The sequence below is a fragment of the Rhodococcus sp. CX genome (assembly GCF_015865005.1).
In the GTDB taxonomy this organism is placed as follows: domain Bacteria; phylum Actinomycetota; class Actinomycetes; order Mycobacteriales; family Mycobacteriaceae; genus Rhodococcus.
In genome coordinates this window covers 11793-26450 of the sequence record NZ_JADZGH010000197.1, presented here as the reverse complement: position 1 = coordinate 26450, position 14658 = coordinate 11793, and the positions used below count along the sequence as shown (strand labels likewise).

The following is a 14658-nucleotide window of genomic DNA, read 5'->3' as shown; positions in this document are numbered from 1 at the left end:
TCTGGGTTATGAGCCCAGCGAGCTACCGAGCTGCTCCACCCCGCGTTGCAGAAACGAAGTTACACGAGCGTTCGAACCGAAGGCAAATCGCCTGCACCGCCACCTCCAGGGGACGACACCCGTCGGCCCGCCGAATCGAAAATCGGCGTCCGCCACCCGAGACAACAGGTGGAAAAGGGTGACCTGGACCACATTCCGCCCATGATTCATTTCACATAACGGGCGTGTAACAGAACGGGTGGTTGACCGTTATTTTCGACCGCCGACCTGGGGGAATGCCGTTCGACGGTCTCACCAGTTGGACACGCGTCCGCCGAATCGGGTGGGTATACGCCGACGCGACGGCTCTGTACGGTCGGTCCCGGCCCGAAACCACCGGGCCAACACCGGACTGCCGCTGCTGACACCCTGCCCCGCAGGATCCGGTGCCTACGAATCCTTCGAGGGGCAGGGACGCGGCCACGACACGCGCCCACTCCCGATCGACGCCGAATCCGGTGTGACGAGGACGCCAGGGCCCGCCGCCGTCAGCGAGCGCGGAGAGGATCCACCCGCATGACCACTCTGTTCAGCAAGCGCGGCCTGGGCATGGCCGTCGTCACCGGCGCCCTCGTCGCCCTCCCCGTCGGCCTGGCCACCGGCACCGCCTCCGCAGCCACCCACAACTGGGACGGCGTCGCGCAGTGCGAGAGCGGCGGAAACTGGTCCATCAACACCGGTAACGGCTACTACGGCGGCCTCCAGTTCTCGCAGAGCACCTGGACCGCCAACGGCGGCACCGGCAGCCCGCACACCGCGTCGAAGGAAGAGCAGATCCGCGTCGCCGAGAACACCCTGCAGTCCCAGGGTCCCGGTGCGTGGCCGGTGTGCGGTCAGTACCTGACCACCGAGTCCGCTCCCGCGCCCGCGCCCGCTCCGGCGGCACCCGCCCCGGCGCCGGCCCCGGCTGCTCCGGTCGCGCCCGAGGCCCCCGTGCCCGGCGACCAGGTGCAGCAGGCCATCGACGCCGCACACGTCCTCGCCGAGCAGAACGGTCTCGGCGCCCAGTTCCAGCAGCTGATCGACGTCGCCGGCCGCTGACCGAACGCAACGAAGCCGGGCCCCGCACTGAGTGCGGGGCCCGGCTTCGTGGTCGAACCTACCGATCAGCCGCCGGTCGCCTGGTAGGCGTCGACCGCCCTCTGGACCCGTTCCAGGGCCCGGCCGTAGGCCGCGAAGTCACCGCTGCGCTGCGCGTTGCTCAGCTCGGTCAGCGCGGCGTCGAGTTCGTTCACGGCGCCGGCTGCGGTGCGGGCTGCGGCACGGACCCTTGCGCCTGTTCACCGTTCGCGCCCGGCTCCGCCGGTGCGGTCGGTGCCGATTCGCCGCCCGGCGCGGTGGCCGCATTGCCGACGCCACTGCCGAACACCTGATCCAGCGCGCCTGCCAGCGTCGGAGCGTAGCCGATGCGCACGCCGCCGCCCTGTCCCGGTTCGCGGTAGCTCACCAGCACCCGCGACAGTTGCGGGAACGTGGACGTACTGCCTCCGGTCGAGTTGCGTTCGGTGTACATCGGCTGGACGTACAGGATGCCGCCCTCCGCGATCGGTAGGGTGAGCAGGTTGCCGTAGTGGATGCGGTTCGACCGCTCGAGCAGCGTCCGTTCCGACGCCACCCGGGTATCGGAGATCATCGCGTTCTGCGTCTGCTCGGGACCGAACGTCTGGGTGTCCGTCGGCAACTGCAGGATCGTGAACTTCCCGTAGTCCTTCGGGTCGGCGTCCACCGAGATGTACGCCGACAGGAACTGCCGGTTGTAGCCGACCATCGCCGAGGTCAGCCGGAACGACGGCGCAGCCGTCTCCTCGTCGCCGACGAGCACGTAGTACGGCGGCTGGTTGGCGTTCGTCTCGACGGTGGGATCCGACGGCACCGACCAGAACGCGTTGTTCGTGAAGAACTCACGCGGGTCGTCCACGTGGTACTTCGCGAGCATCTCGCGCTGCACCTTGAACAGGTCCTCCGGGTACCGGAAGTGCGAACGCAACTCGTCGGTGATCGCCTCCTGCGGGGTCACCGCATTCGGGAACACACCCATCCACGCCTTCAGGACCGGGTCCTGATCGTCGACCTGGTACAGGGTGACCGTTCCGTCGTACGCGTCGACGGTCGCCTTCACCGAGTTGCGGATGTACGAGACCTCCTTGCGGGGCAGCAACCGGCCGGTGTTCTGGTCGATGCTGTCCTCGACGAGACCCTCGAGGGAACTGCGCTGCGCGTACGGATAGTTGTCGAGCGTGGTGTACGCGTCGACGATCCACACGATCCGGCCGTTCACCGCTGCCGGGTAGGCGTCGCCGTCGGCGGTCAGCCACGGCGCGACCTTGGTGACGCGGTCGCGGGGGTCGCGGTTGAACAGGATCTTCGAATCCTCGCCGATCGCGCCGGAGAACAGGATGTTGCGCTCGGCGTACTTCGCGGCGAACGCGAGCCGGTTGAACCAGTTCCCGATCGAGACACCACCGGAACCGTCGTAGGTGTACTTGTCGGTGTCGGTGTCGTACTCGCGCGGCCCGGAGTCGCCGGCGGCACCGACGATCGCGTAGTCCGGATTCGCCTGCGCAATGACCTCACCGAAGTAGATCCGCGGCTGCTCGACCGGGATCACCTGGCTGTCGGCCTTGAGCGAGGCGAGGTCGCTGACCATGTACACGGGGTATCCACTGTTGCTGTTGGCGGCTTCCTCCGCCGATTCGCTGGCGGCCGCGTTGACCCGGTTCGCCGGCGCGGCGACCAGGCCGTTGCCGTGCGTGTAGACGGTGTGGCGGTTGATCCAGTCGGTCTGGTTGCCGGTCAGGCTCGACGGGGACAGCTCGCGGGCGGCGACGATGTAATCCTCGACCTTCCCGTCCACGCTGTACCGGTCGATGTCGAGCGACTGCGGGAACCCGTAGAAGTTCTTGAGCTGCTGCTGCTGGGTGAACGTGCGCGGCAGCACGTTCGGGTCGAGCAGGCGCGTGTTCGCGATGGTCGTCAGGTCCGCGGGCACACCGCTCGGCGACGCGGTGCCGACCCCCGGATAGTCCCGGTACTCCACCTTGTCGTCGGTGATGCCGTACGCCTCGCGGGTCGCGGCGATGTTCCGTTCGATGAACGGGGATTCCTTGTCCGCGGCGTTCGGGCGCACCGAGAACTGTTCGACGACCAGCGGATACACCGCGCCGACGAGGATCGACGAGAGCACCAGCAACGCGGTGGCCAGCGCCGGGATCCGCAGATCCCGCAGCACGATCGCGGCGAAGAACGCGATCGCACAGATCACCGCGATGGCCAGCAGGATGAGCTTCGCCGGCAGCACCGCGTGGATGTCGGTGTAGCCGGGGCCGGTGAACGTGGGTTCCTTGCGGCCGCTCCACAGCAGCGTGTACCGGTCGAGCCAGTAGGCGATCGCCTTGAGCGCGACGAACACACCGGCGAGAACCGCGAGCTGGATCCGCGCGGCACGGCTGACGTTGCCGCCGCGGCCGGCGAGCCGGATACCGCCGAAGATGTAGTGGGTGACCAAGTTCGCGATGAGCGCAAGGATCACCGCGACGAACATCCAGTTCAGCAGGAACCGGTAGAACGGCAGGTCGAACGCGTAGAACCCGACATCGAGCCCGAACTGCGGATCCACGGTGCCGAACGAGCCGCCGTTGAAGAACATCTGCACGGTGACCCAGCTGGCCTGCGCGACCAGACCCGACAGCAGACCCAGCACGATCGGGATGCCGAGCCCGAACATGCGCATGCGGGTCATCACCGTGGTGCGGTATCGCGCGACCGGGTCGTTGGGACCGGCCGTGGGCACGAACACCGGCCGCGATCGATAGGCCAGCAGCATCGCCAGCCACACGACGGCGCCGACGAAGAGCGCGGTGACCACGAACAGGACGATGCGGGTCACTAGCACCTTGACGTACACGTCGCGGTACTCCACCTCACCGAACCACAGCCAGTTGGTGTATGCGTCGACGAGCCGGGGACCGAGCAACAACAAGGCCGCCACCACCAGCGCGAGGATCAGCAGAACCTTGCTGCGTTTGGACAGGGTGGGTACCCCTGATGGGGGCCTCATTCCCACGTGTCACACTCCCAACTCTTCGGCGGCGCCGGATCACGCCGCAGTTGCTCGCCCCCGTGCATCGCGCGCCGCGCGCGTACACCGGTGACCGTTTCGCCCCAACTCTACGGAACGAATCGCTCCTGCCGCCGAATCGGCGGACTCACGGAACCGGTCCCGTGAGCCGCGGTGATTCACCGCCGGCTCACGGTGCAAGGATAGGACGGTGAGTGAGCATCTTCCCGTCCCCTCCGAAGAAGGCCTGCGCCGCTGCGTCGGCGAGATCGTCGACTTCGTCGACGCCGACGGCTGGGGCCGTCCGCCGGTGATGTTCGCGCTGGTCCCGACCGCGCTGCTGGCTGCGGAGGAACCATCGCTCGGTGACCGGCTCGACGAGGGCAGCGAATACACCCCGATCGAACAGGACGCCTTCCCCGAGGACGTCGAGGGTGGCAGTCCCGCGCTCGACGAATTCCTGGCGACCACGAGCTGGCCGTCGTCGGTGGCCGGGTGTGTGCTGGTCCAGGAGATCGTGGTGTTGCCGCCCAGCGCAGAGTCCGATCTCGACGACGCACTCGCGCCGCGGCTGGCCGACGCGCACGCCGCGGACGAGGCGGCGCGGCTCGCGGCGCACAGTCATCCCGACCGGCGTGAGGCGCGCCTGATCGCGGGGGTGCTGCGCGACGGGCCGTCGCTGTGCCTGCTGCAGCTGCGCCCCACCGACGACGAGGATCCGTTCGCGGGCATCGAACTGCGCACCTACGAGAACCTGGCGCCGAACCTGGTCGCCGCGCTCTACGCGACGCTCGAACCCGACGAGGACTGACGTCCCGCGGTCACGCGCAGGTGGGTGCGTCGCCACCGGCGGCGACGGTCGCGAGGGCGTCGATCGCGTCGTCGAGCGACTCGACCCGGATCAGCTGCAGCCCGTCGGGGACGTCGGTGAGGGCCTCGGCGCAGTTGTCCGCGGGCACCAGGAAGTAGGTCGCGCCGTCGTCGACCGCGCCGTCGAGCTTGTGGGTGATGCCGCCGATCGGTCCGACCTTGCCGTCCGAATCGATGGTGCCGGTGCCCGCGACGGCGAGCCCGCCGTTGAGCGGGCCGGGGCTGAGCTTGTCGACGACGGCGAGGCTGAACATCAGGCCGGCCGAGGGGCCGCCGATGTCGGCGAGGTTGAAGGTGACGGTGAACGGCACCTCGGGCACCTCTTCGGTGGTGATCCCGAGGTAGCCCTTCTCCGGGTCACCCGGACGCGCCGCGACGGTGACCTGCACGTCCTCGTCCATGCCGTCGCGGCGGACCTGGACGGCCAGTTCCGTACCCGGTGCGGCCGCCCCGACGGCGCGCTGCACGCTTCCGGCCGTGGTCACCGGCTCCCCCGCGACCGCAACGATCTGGTCTCCCTCGCGGAACACGCCGGTCGCGGGCGCGTCCTCGCCGACCTGCGCGACCCGCACCGTCACCGGCAGACCGAGGTGGTGCAGCGCGGCGAGTTCGGCGCTGCGTTCGGACTGGGTGAACAGCGCCTGGTCGGCGGCACGGACGTCGTCCTTGCTGACATTCGGCGGATACACGGTCTCGCGCGGGGCGAGCGCGTACCGGTCGCTGATCCACACCGTCAGTGCCTGCGCGAGAGTCAGCTGGTCGTTGACGCCGACAGTGGTCATCCGCAGCTGACCGGTGGTCGTGTCGGGTTCGATGCCGTCGATCTGTACGACGGGCTTGCCGTCCGCCTCGCCGAGTGTGTCGAACGTCGGCCCCGGGCCGAGCGCCACGTACGGAACCTTCACGTTGGTGGCGATACCCGCCAGAGCCAGAAGGGGGACCAGCACCGCGAGCGGCGTCACGAACCGTCGATTCACCCGGTCCAGGGTAGCGGCAGCCGATGTTCGCGATCAGCGTGACCACGCAGGACCGATCGCCGTCGGACGCCTTGTACCGTTGGATACATGAGCGACACGCCTTTCGGCTTCTCGAACTCCGACGACGACCCGGACCGGAAGAAAGACGACAGCTCCGGCACCGGCGGGTCCGGATCCGAGGGCGGTGCGTCCGGCGGCTTCCCGTTCGGCTTCGGGCTGCCGGGCGGTGCGAACCCGTTCGGTGGTGGTGACCCCGGCGCCAACCCGTTCGGCGCCCAGGGCTTCGACCCCGCCCAGCTCGGCCAGATGCTCTCCCAGTTCGGCCAGATGCTCAGCGGGATGGGCAACGCGATGGGCACCGGCGGCACCGGGCCGGTGAACTACGAGGTCGCCATGAAACTGGCCCGGCAGCAGGTCGGGTCCTTCACGCCGGTCTCCTCCGGGGAAGCCGATGCGATCCGCGACGCGGCGCACCTCGCGGAACTGTGGCTCGACGGTGCGACAACGCTCCCGGCGGGCGCGACCCGCACGGTCGCGTGGACGCCGGTCGAGTGGCTCGAGAACACTCTCGACACCTGGAAGCGGCTGTGCGATCCGGTGGCCGAGCAGATCAACGGCATGTGGATCCAGGGCCTGCCCGAGGAAGCCCGGCAGATGGCCGGCCCCATGCTCGGCATGTTCGGGCAGATGGGCGGGCTCGCGTTCGGTTCCCAGCTCGGTCAGGCGCTCGGCCAGCTGTCGAAGGAGGTGCTGACCTCCACCGACATCGGCCTGCCGCTCGGCCCGGCCGGAACCGCGGCGCTGCTGCCCGAAGCGATCGACAAGTTCGGTGACGGCCTCGAACAGCCCGCGCAGGAGGTGCTGGTGTTCCTGGCCGCCCGCGAGGCGGCGCACCAGCGTCTGTACAGCCACGTGCCGTGGCTGCGGCAGCGGCTGCTCTCGACCGTCGAGGACTACGCCCGCAACATCCGCATGGATTTCTCCGCCATCGAGGATCTCGCGCAGGGCCTCGACCCGTCCGCGCTGACCGATCCGTCGAAGCTCGAGGAGATTCTCAAGCAGGGCGCCCTCGAACCGCAGACCACCCCGGAACAGAAGCAGGCGCTCGAACGGCTCGAAACACTGCTCGCGCTCGTCGAGGGCTGGGTGGAGACCGTCGTGTCCGACGCGCTCGGCGACCGGATCCCCGGGACGTCGGCGCTGAGCGAGACCCTGCGTCGCCGGCGTGCGTCGGGCGGTCCCGCCGAGCAGACCTTCGCGACGCTGGTCGGCCTCGAACTGCGGCCGCGCAAGCTGCGGGAGGCCGCGGCGCTGTGGCGGACACTCACCGAGCAGGCCGGTACGGACGCGCGGGACAAGGTGTGGGCCCATCCGGACCTGCTTCCCGAGTCGTCCGACCTGGACAGCCCGGCCGGATTCGTCGACCGGGTTCTCGGCGGCGACACCGGGGCGTTCGACGATCCGATCGCCCAGTTGCGGGCCGTCGAGGAACGCGAGCGCGCGGAGAAGGAGAAGGGCAACGGCGAGCAGGGCGGCGAGGCCGGTCCCGACGAATCGGCCTGACGCCCTGTTTCCGCAGGCAGCAACCGGTTTCTGCCTGTGGATAACCCGCTGATCGGGGGGCGTTGCCGGACCAGGCGGCTGTCAGACTCGACGTCATGACGTCGTCACCTGCGCACCCGTCCGGCCCCGCCCTGGACCCCTGCCTCGAACTGCTGCGCCGCCCGGACGGCACCGTCCAGCTCGGCTGGGGACCCGAGACGGGTGCCCTGCTGGCCCCACCGGAGGGCATCGACACGTTCGATCTGCTCACCGTGCTGCGGATGCTCGACGGTCGCCACCCGCGTGAGACGGTGCTCGCCCACGTCGCGGATCGCGGCATGGACGCGGCCGCGGTCGACGCGATCCTCGACGATCTCGTCGCGTGCGGGGCGCTGTGGGACCCCGCGGCACACACCGGTCCGGCCACCACGACGGAACCGCGCGTGCGGATCCACGGAGACGGTCCGATCGCCGATGCGGTCGCCGCGCACCTGACGGTGTCGTCGGTGCGGGTGTCGCGGTCCGGTTCGTATCCGCAGACCAGCGACGTCACGACCTGGAACGTGCACTGCGTACTGCTCACCGACGATCTGACGCCGGATCCGAATCTCGTCCTGGATCTCATGCGGCACCGGATCCCGCACCTTCCGGTCCGGCTCCGGGACGGCCGCGGTGTCGTCGGCCCGTTCGTGGTCCCCGGCCGGACCAGTTGCCTGCGCTGCGCGGACCTCGCTCGCACCGATCTGGATCCCGCGTGGCCGCACCTGGCGACCCAGCTGTGGGGCCGGGTCGGACGCGCCGACCCTGCCGTGGTCCTCGCGACCGCGGCGGTCGCGGTCGGGCAGATCGACGCCCTCGCGGCCGGCCGGCCGGAGAACGCGCCGATCCTGATCGACCGCACCCTCGAGGTGGACCTCGGCGCGCACCGGTTCACGACACGCCGTTGGTTCCGGCATCCGCGATGCACGTGCGGACCGATGACGGAGCCCGGTCGTGCATGATGGTGGGCGTGGCCGAGATTCCCCGTAAGAGCTCTTCCCGCACCGCCAAGCTGGCGAGCATCCCGCTCGGGATCGCCGGACGCGCCGCGGTCGGTTTCGGACGCCGACTCGCCGGCGGCGACCGCGACGAGATCGACGCCGAGCTGGCCGCGAAGGCGGCCGAGCAGTTGTTCTCCGTCCTCGGCGAGCTCAAGGGCGGCGCCATGAAATTCGGGCAGGCACTGAGCGTCATGGAGGCCGCCGTCCCGGAGGAGTTCGCCGAGCCGTATCGCGAGGCACTGACCAAGCTGCAGTCCGAGGCTCCGCCGCTGCCCGCGAAGGCCGTGCACCGGGTACTCGATCAGCAGCTGGGAACCCGCTGGCGCGAGCGTTTCTCCTCGTTCGACGACGTGCCGACGGCGTCGGCGAGCATCGGGCAGGTGCACCGGGCGGTGTGGTCCGACGGTCGCGACGTCGCGGTGAAGGTGCAGTATCCGGGTGCCGACGAGGCGTTGCGCGCGGATCTGCGCACGCTGCAACGATTCGCGGGTCTGTTCGGGACGGTCATGCCGGGGACCGATGTTCGTCCGGTCCTCGACGAGTTGACCGCCCGCACGGAGGAGGAACTCGACTACCGCATCGAGGCGGACAACCAGCGGGCCTTCGCCCGGGCGTTCGACGGCGACCCCCGCTTCCTGGTGCCGCACGTCGTCGCGAGCGCACCGAAAGTGGTCGTGACCGAATGGCTTTCGGCAACACCGCTGTCGGCGATCATCCAGAACGGCACCCGCGAGCAGCGCAACCGCGCGGGGGCGCTGCTCGCCGAGTTCCATTTCGCCTCGCCCGCCGTGGTCGGGCTGTTGCACAGCGATCCGCATCCCGGGAACTTCATGCTGCTCGACGACGGCCGCCTGGGCATCATCGATTTCGGAGCGACCGCGGCGATGCCCGACGGGCTGCCGCCGGTGCTGGGCCGGATGGTGCGCCTGGCCGTGGAGGAGCGGTTCGACGAGCTGACCGAACTGCTGTACTCGCATCGGTTCGTGTTGCCCGGCAAGGAGGTGACGGACCGCGAGATCGCGGACTACCTCCGGCCGTTCACCGATCCGATCCGCACCGAATCGTTCCACTTCACGCGGGCGTGGCTGCAGAAGGCCGCCGGCACGGCCACCGATTTCTCGAGCCCGCAGTTCCGCACCGCGCGGACGCTGAACCTGCCGCCGGAGTACGTGAGTGTGTTCCGGGTGCTGCTGGGCTCGGTGGGAATCTGCGCGCAGCTCGACGCGTACGCACCGTACATGCGCATCCTGTCGGAATGGTTGCCCGGTTTCACGGACGACCGGTCCGAGGTCCTCGAGTGATCCCCTGATCCCGAGGGCCCCGGACCGGGTCCGGAGTGGTCACGAATTCACGCGCACACCAACTGTTTCCGGGGGCGACCCCGGGGACGCTTGCGTGCGACGACGGTTCCGCGATCGAAGATCTCGCCGCCCCACACACCCCACGGCTCCGCGCGATCGAGTGCCGCCGCGAGGCAGCGCGTGCGGATGGGGCAGCCGGTGCACAGCGCCTTGGCCTGCTCGAGCTCGGCCGGGGTCTCGGCGAACCACAGGTCCGGGTTGTCCTGTCGGCACGGGAGTTCACGCACACGTGCCGCCCCGGTCCGGTCGATCGCGACGACGATCTCGGTCACGGTCACGGTCGTCGTGGTGGGCACAGTTGCGGTCGGCACAAGGGCCTCCTTCTGGCTGGTTCGGATGATGTGAGCGAACCGGTGGCCGGAAAGAAGAACGGCCACGGTCCGCTGAGCGGGGTCCGTGGCCGAAACGATGGGGCTGGTTACCGGGGAATCTCCCGGAACCGGCTTCGGGCCACGGACGAGGCGGCGGCGGCGCGGGGGCGATGCGCCTGCCGTGCGGCAGCGAGCGGCGCCACGACGCGCGCGGCGGCCAGTGCTGCTGCAGCTGCCTTGAAGCCGATCATCGTGGCCACCTCCTCACATCGTTCGCGCACGAGCTCTTCCCGTGACAACATCGTCCAGCCTAGATTCGATGCCGTCGATCGCACAAGTTATTTTCTACCTGCGGTTTTGCAGTCAGAGGGTTTTGCGGTCAGAGGGTTTTGCGGTCAGAGGTCGAGAGTGTCCGCGGTGCGTTCGCCGCGCACGAGGGCCAGCACGTCCTCGCCGTACTGCTCGAGCTTCTTCGCACCGATCCCCGGGATCGCCACCAGTGATCGGGTGTCGCCCGGCCGCTGCTCGGCGATCGCGACGAGCGTGTTGTCGCTGAACACGACGTAGGCCGGCACCTTCTGCTCCTTCGAGCGTTCCCGCCGCCAGTTCTTCAAGGCCACCAGCAGGTCCTCGTCGAGGTTCGACGGGCAGGTCTCGCACCGGCCGAGCATCGTCGACGTCGACCCCATCAGCGGCTTGCCGCACACCCGGCACTGCGGCCGCTTCTTCTTCGAGGGCGGGGGTGTCGCGATGCGGGAGGCCGGCGAGTCCTCCGGGATGAGCCCGTGCAGGAACCGGGACCGGCGCCGCGTCCGGCGACCGCCCTCGCTGCGCGACAGCGCCCACGACAGGTGCAGGTGGACGCGGGCGCGGGTCACCCCGACGTACAGCAGGCGGCGTTCCTCCTCGATGCCCGCCTCGTCCGGCGGGGTGTTGCTGTCGCCGGTGACATGGCTGATGGGGAGCATGCCGTCCGTGAGTCCGACGAGGAACACGGCGTCCCATTCGAGGCCCTTGGCGGCGTGCAGCGATGCGAGGGTCACGCCCTGCACGGTCGGTGGCTGCCGAGCTTCGGCGCGTGCCGCGAGGTCGCGCAGCAATTCGTCGAGGGTGAGTTCGGGCTGGTGCTCGAGCAGTTCCTCGGTGAGCTGCACGAGCGCGGTCAGCGACGCCCAGCGTTCGCGGGCCTGCGCACCCGCCGGTTCGGTGTCGGTGAGGCCTAGCGGCACCAGGACCGCGCGGACGAGGGTGAGGAGCCCGGTGCCCCGGCCCGATTCCTCGGGCAGGTCGTCGCGATTGTGCACCTGCCGCAGCGCGTTGACGGCCTGCCGCACCTCGTCGCGCTGGAAGAACCCTTCACCGCCGCGCACCTGATACGGGATCCCGGCCTCGGTGAACGCCTGCTCGTACACCTCCGACTGCGCGTTGATCCGGTACAGCACCGCGATCTCCGCGGCGTCGACCCCGTCGCGCAGCAGCTTGGCGATCGCCTTCGCGACGGCGGTGGCCTCGGCCGGTTCGTCGTCGTACTCGGCGAAGTGCGGCTCGGGGCCGGGCGGGCGCTGCCCGATCAGCTGCAGCCGGGTGCCGGCGATGCGGCCGCGGGCCGCGCCGATCACCCGGTTGGCGAGGTCGACGACCTGCGGGGTGGAGCGGTAGTCGCGTTCGAGGCGCACGATCGTCGCATCGGGGAAGCGCCGGGTGAAGTCGAGCAGGTACTTCGGGGTGGCGCCGGTGAACGAGTAGATGGTCTGGTTGGCGTCGCCGACGACGGTGAGGTCGTCGCGGTCGCCGAGCCACGCGTCGAGGACGCGCTGCTGCAGCGGGGTGACGTCCTGGTATTCGTCCACGACGAAGCAGCGGTACCGATCGCGGAACTCCTCGGCGACGGCGCTGTTCTCCTCGAGCGCGCTCGCGGTGTGCAGCAGCAGGTCGTCGAAGTCGAGGTACATCCCCTCCTCGCGGACCTTGAGTTTCTCGTAGATCTCGTAGACCGCTGCAACCCGGGAAGCCTCGGCAGGGGGTTCGCGGCGGACCCGCGCGACCGCGGCCGGATAGTCCTCGGGCGCGATGAGCGAGCCCTTCGCCCATTCGATCTCCGAGAGCAGGTCGCGCACCGTGTCCGTGTCGGTCGCGAACTTGGCGCGGTGCGCGGCCTGGGACACGACCGCGAACTTGCGGTCGAGCAGCTGCCACGGGATGTCTCCGACGACCTGCGGCCAGAAGTAGCGCAGTTGCCGCAACGCGGCCGCGTGGAAGGTGCGGGCCTGCACCTGGGGGCCGGATCCGCCGACTCCCAGTGCACGCAGGCGGGACCGCATCTCCCCCGCCGCGCGGGCGGTGAAGGTCACCGCGAGGACTTGGCCGGCGGAGACGTGACCGGCGGACACGAGGTGCGCGATGCGCCGGGTGATGGTGCGGGTCTTGCCGGTGCCGGCGCCGGCGAGTACACATACCGGGCCTCGCGGGGCGAGTACCGCCGCCGCCTGCTCCGGGTCCAGCCCGTCCACCGCCGCATCCACTCGCATGGCCTCCATCATGGCAGTGCGTCCCGACAGCCGGTTGCCGCGACTCCCTCGACGCCTGTGGCGCAGAACACATTCGGCACCCCGTCGGGAACAGATCCGCCTCGATGTGGTGTTCTCGCCAGCATGACGATCGAAACCCCCGCCCTCACGATGTACTCGACCACCTGGTGTGGCTACTGCCGCCGTCTGAAGACGCAGCTCGATGCGAACGGCATTGCGTACACCGAGATCGACATCGAGGCCGATCCGGCCGCCGCGGAGTTCGTCGGCAGCGTCAACGGGGGCAACCACGTCGTCCCGACCGTGAAGTATGCGGACGGCAGCACCGCCACCAACCCGTCGCTGGTCGAGGTCAAGGCCGTGCTCGGCCTGTAGCTTCTGTTCGTATCCGCTCGGTCGCCAGTCATCCGCCGACGCAATCGTCAGAGTGGACGACTGACGGCCGAGCGGATCCTGTAGGTCGGCGAACTCAGGCGTTCGCCCAGCCTTCGAGCATGCCGCGCGCGATCGAGATCGACCCGGGCAGCAGCAGCGGCGCGTCCTCGGGCGACGCCCAATCCCCGACCTCGAGGGCCGCGTGGACCTGTTCGCGGGTGAACCAGAACGCCTCGGCGATCTCCCCGTCCTGGAACTCGAACGGCTGGTCCGGGTCGGCGACCGCGGCGAACCCGAGCATCACCGACCGCGGGAACGGCCACGGCTGGCTGCCCAGGTAGCGGACGTCACGCACGTCGAGTCCGACCTCTTCTCGGATCTCCCGGACCACGCAGGATTCGAGGGATTCGCCGGCCTCTACGAATCCGGCGAGCACCGAGAAGCGTCGCTCCGGCCAGGTCGGTTGCCGGGCGAGGAGCACGCGGTCGCCGTCGTCGTGCACGAGACAGATGATTGCGGGGTCGGTGCGCGGGAACTCCTCGTGACCGGTGACGGTGCTGATGCGCGACCATCCCGACATCGTCGGTTCGGTCACGGATCCGTCGATCGCGCTGTACCCGGCCTGGTCGTGCCAGTTGAGCAGCGCGACTGCGCTGACCATCAGGTCCGCGTCGGCACTGTCGAGACGCTCCCCCAGCCGACGCAGGTCGGCGACCTTCCCGGTCTGCGCGAGCACGCGGACGGCCCAGATGTGCCGGTCCTCGCGCACCCCCAGGAACACCGCGCCCGGTTGCGGTTCGGGCCCGAGTTCGACGGCCTTGCCGAACACGATCTGGTCGCCGTCCACCGGCACCTGACCACGACGGTCGACGCGCAGCAGCCGGGCCTGCGCCCAGCCCGCGCGCAACGCCTCGGCGTCGGAGCGCAATTCCTCGGCACGGTCGACGACGGTGCGGGAGAGCAACGGGGTGCCGGACAGTTCGAAACGGGTCACGCCCTGCACCTTATCCGCGCCTCGCGCCGGCGGATCAGGCAGACACCCGGCGGATGTAGAGCAGTTTGTCGTTCGCCTCGACCGCATCGACCTCCGGGGCGCCGATGCGCAGCAGGCGGCCGTCGCGGACGACGCCGAGCACGATGTCGGACAGGTGCCGCGGCGATCCGCCGACCTCGCCCGGTTCGACGTCGCGCTCGGCGATCGCGAACCCGGCCTCCGGGGTCAGCAGATCCTCGATCATCTCCACGACATTCGGGGTGGTCGTCGCGATGCCGAGCAACCGTCCCGCGGTTTCCGACGAGATGACCACCGAGTCCGCGCCGGACTGGCGCAGCAGATGGGTGTTCTCGGATTCGCGGATCGCGGCGACGATCTTCGCCTTCGGCGCGATCTCGCGGGCGCTGAGTGTCACCAGCACGGCGGTGTCGTCGCGGTTCGCGGCGACGATGACCGCCGACGCGTGCTGCACCCCGGCCAGGCGCAGCACATCCGACTTCGTCGCCGACCCCTGCACCGTCACCAGCCCCTGCCCGGCCGCCGTCTCCAGCACCACCGGGTCCA

The 14658-nt window shown here is 69.6% G+C and carries 12 protein-coding genes and 1 pseudogene; 6 read left to right on the top strand and 7 right to left on the bottom strand.

Translation table 11 applies throughout. The features are described from left to right. Positions 1–555 precede the first annotated feature (555 nt). Positions 556–1080 (top strand): transglycosylase family protein, encoded by a 525-nt coding sequence (locus I0Q12_RS21105; protein WP_197254332.1) that lies wholly within the window; start codon positions 556–558, stop codon positions 1078–1080. Between the two features lie 65 nt (positions 1081–1145). On the opposite strand, the pseudogene I0Q12_RS21100 reads toward I0Q12_RS21105, so the two are convergent. Then, positions 1146–4102: pseudogene (locus I0Q12_RS21100) on the bottom strand (UPF0182 family protein). 205 nt (positions 4103–4307) lie between these two features. On the opposite strand from I0Q12_RS21100, the gene I0Q12_RS21095 reads away from it, so the two are divergent. Continuing rightward, entirely contained in the window at positions 4308–4907 is a 600-nt protein-coding gene (locus tag I0Q12_RS21095; protein ID WP_197254330.1) for a PPA1309 family protein, read from the top strand. Between the two features lie 10 nt (positions 4908–4917). Here the strand turns inward: I0Q12_RS21095 and I0Q12_RS21090 are convergent, their stop codons facing one another. Beyond that, positions 4918–5943, bottom strand: a complete 1026-nt coding sequence (locus I0Q12_RS21090) for a PDZ domain-containing protein (protein WP_197254329.1) — start codon at positions 5941–5943, stop codon at positions 4918–4920. 87 nt (positions 5944–6030) lie between these two features. Between I0Q12_RS21090 and I0Q12_RS21085 the strand changes: the two genes are divergently transcribed. From I0Q12_RS21085 to I0Q12_RS21075, 3 genes are all read left to right on the top strand, one after another. Further along, positions 6031–7506 carry a zinc-dependent metalloprotease gene (locus I0Q12_RS21085; RefSeq protein WP_197254328.1) on the top strand — a complete coding sequence of 492 codons (1476 nt, stop codon included), beginning with the start codon at positions 6031–6033 and terminating at the stop codon, positions 7504–7506. Between the two features lie 95 nt (positions 7507–7601). Then, on the top strand, positions 7602–8486 hold the full coding sequence (locus I0Q12_RS21080; RefSeq protein WP_197254327.1) for a TOMM precursor leader peptide-binding protein: 885 nt from the start codon (positions 7602–7604) through the stop codon (positions 8484–8486). Next, positions 8483–9826 carry an AarF/ABC1/UbiB kinase family protein gene (locus I0Q12_RS21075; RefSeq protein WP_197254317.1) on the top strand — a complete coding sequence of 448 codons (1344 nt, stop codon included), beginning with the start codon at positions 8483–8485 and terminating at the stop codon, positions 9824–9826. Before I0Q12_RS21080 ends, I0Q12_RS21075 begins: the two co-directional genes overlap by 4 nt. Before the next feature lie 47 nt (positions 9827–9873). On the opposite strand, the gene I0Q12_RS21070 is transcribed toward I0Q12_RS21075, so the two are convergent. The 3 genes from I0Q12_RS21070 to I0Q12_RS21060 form a co-directional block, all read right to left on the bottom strand. Beyond that, complete coding sequence (locus I0Q12_RS21070; RefSeq protein ID WP_307846392.1) at positions 9874–10158, bottom strand: WhiB family transcriptional regulator; 285 nt, start codon at positions 10156–10158, stop codon at positions 9874–9876. A gap of 146 nt (positions 10159–10304) precedes the next feature. Further along, complete coding sequence (locus I0Q12_RS21065; protein ID WP_197254315.1) at positions 10305–10448, bottom strand: hypothetical protein; 144 nt, start codon at positions 10446–10448, stop codon at positions 10305–10307. A gap of 144 nt (positions 10449–10592) precedes the next feature. Then, positions 10593–12725, bottom strand: a complete 2133-nt coding sequence (locus I0Q12_RS21060; protein WP_197254313.1) for an ATP-dependent DNA helicase UvrD2 — start codon at positions 12723–12725, stop codon at positions 10593–10595. Between the two features lie 123 nt (positions 12726–12848). On the opposite strand from I0Q12_RS21060, the gene mrx1 reads away from it, so the two are divergent. Then, positions 12849–13100 carry a mycoredoxin Mrx1 gene (mrx1, locus tag I0Q12_RS21055; protein WP_231611136.1) on the top strand — a complete coding sequence of 84 codons (252 nt, stop codon included), beginning with the start codon at positions 12849–12851 and terminating at the stop codon, positions 13098–13100. 94 nt (positions 13101–13194) lie between these two features. Here the strand turns inward: mrx1 and nudC are convergent, their stop codons facing one another. Continuing rightward, the gene (gene nudC, locus I0Q12_RS21050) at positions 13195–14094 is read right to left on the bottom strand and encodes an NAD(+) diphosphatase (RefSeq protein WP_197254311.1); all 900 of its coding nucleotides are present in this window, start codon (positions 14092–14094) and stop codon (positions 13195–13197) included. 34 nt (positions 14095–14128) lie between these two features. Beyond that, positions 14129–14658 (bottom strand): TrkA family potassium uptake protein (locus I0Q12_RS33435; protein ID WP_231611135.1); only part of this gene is annotated, 530 nt, incomplete at its 5' end.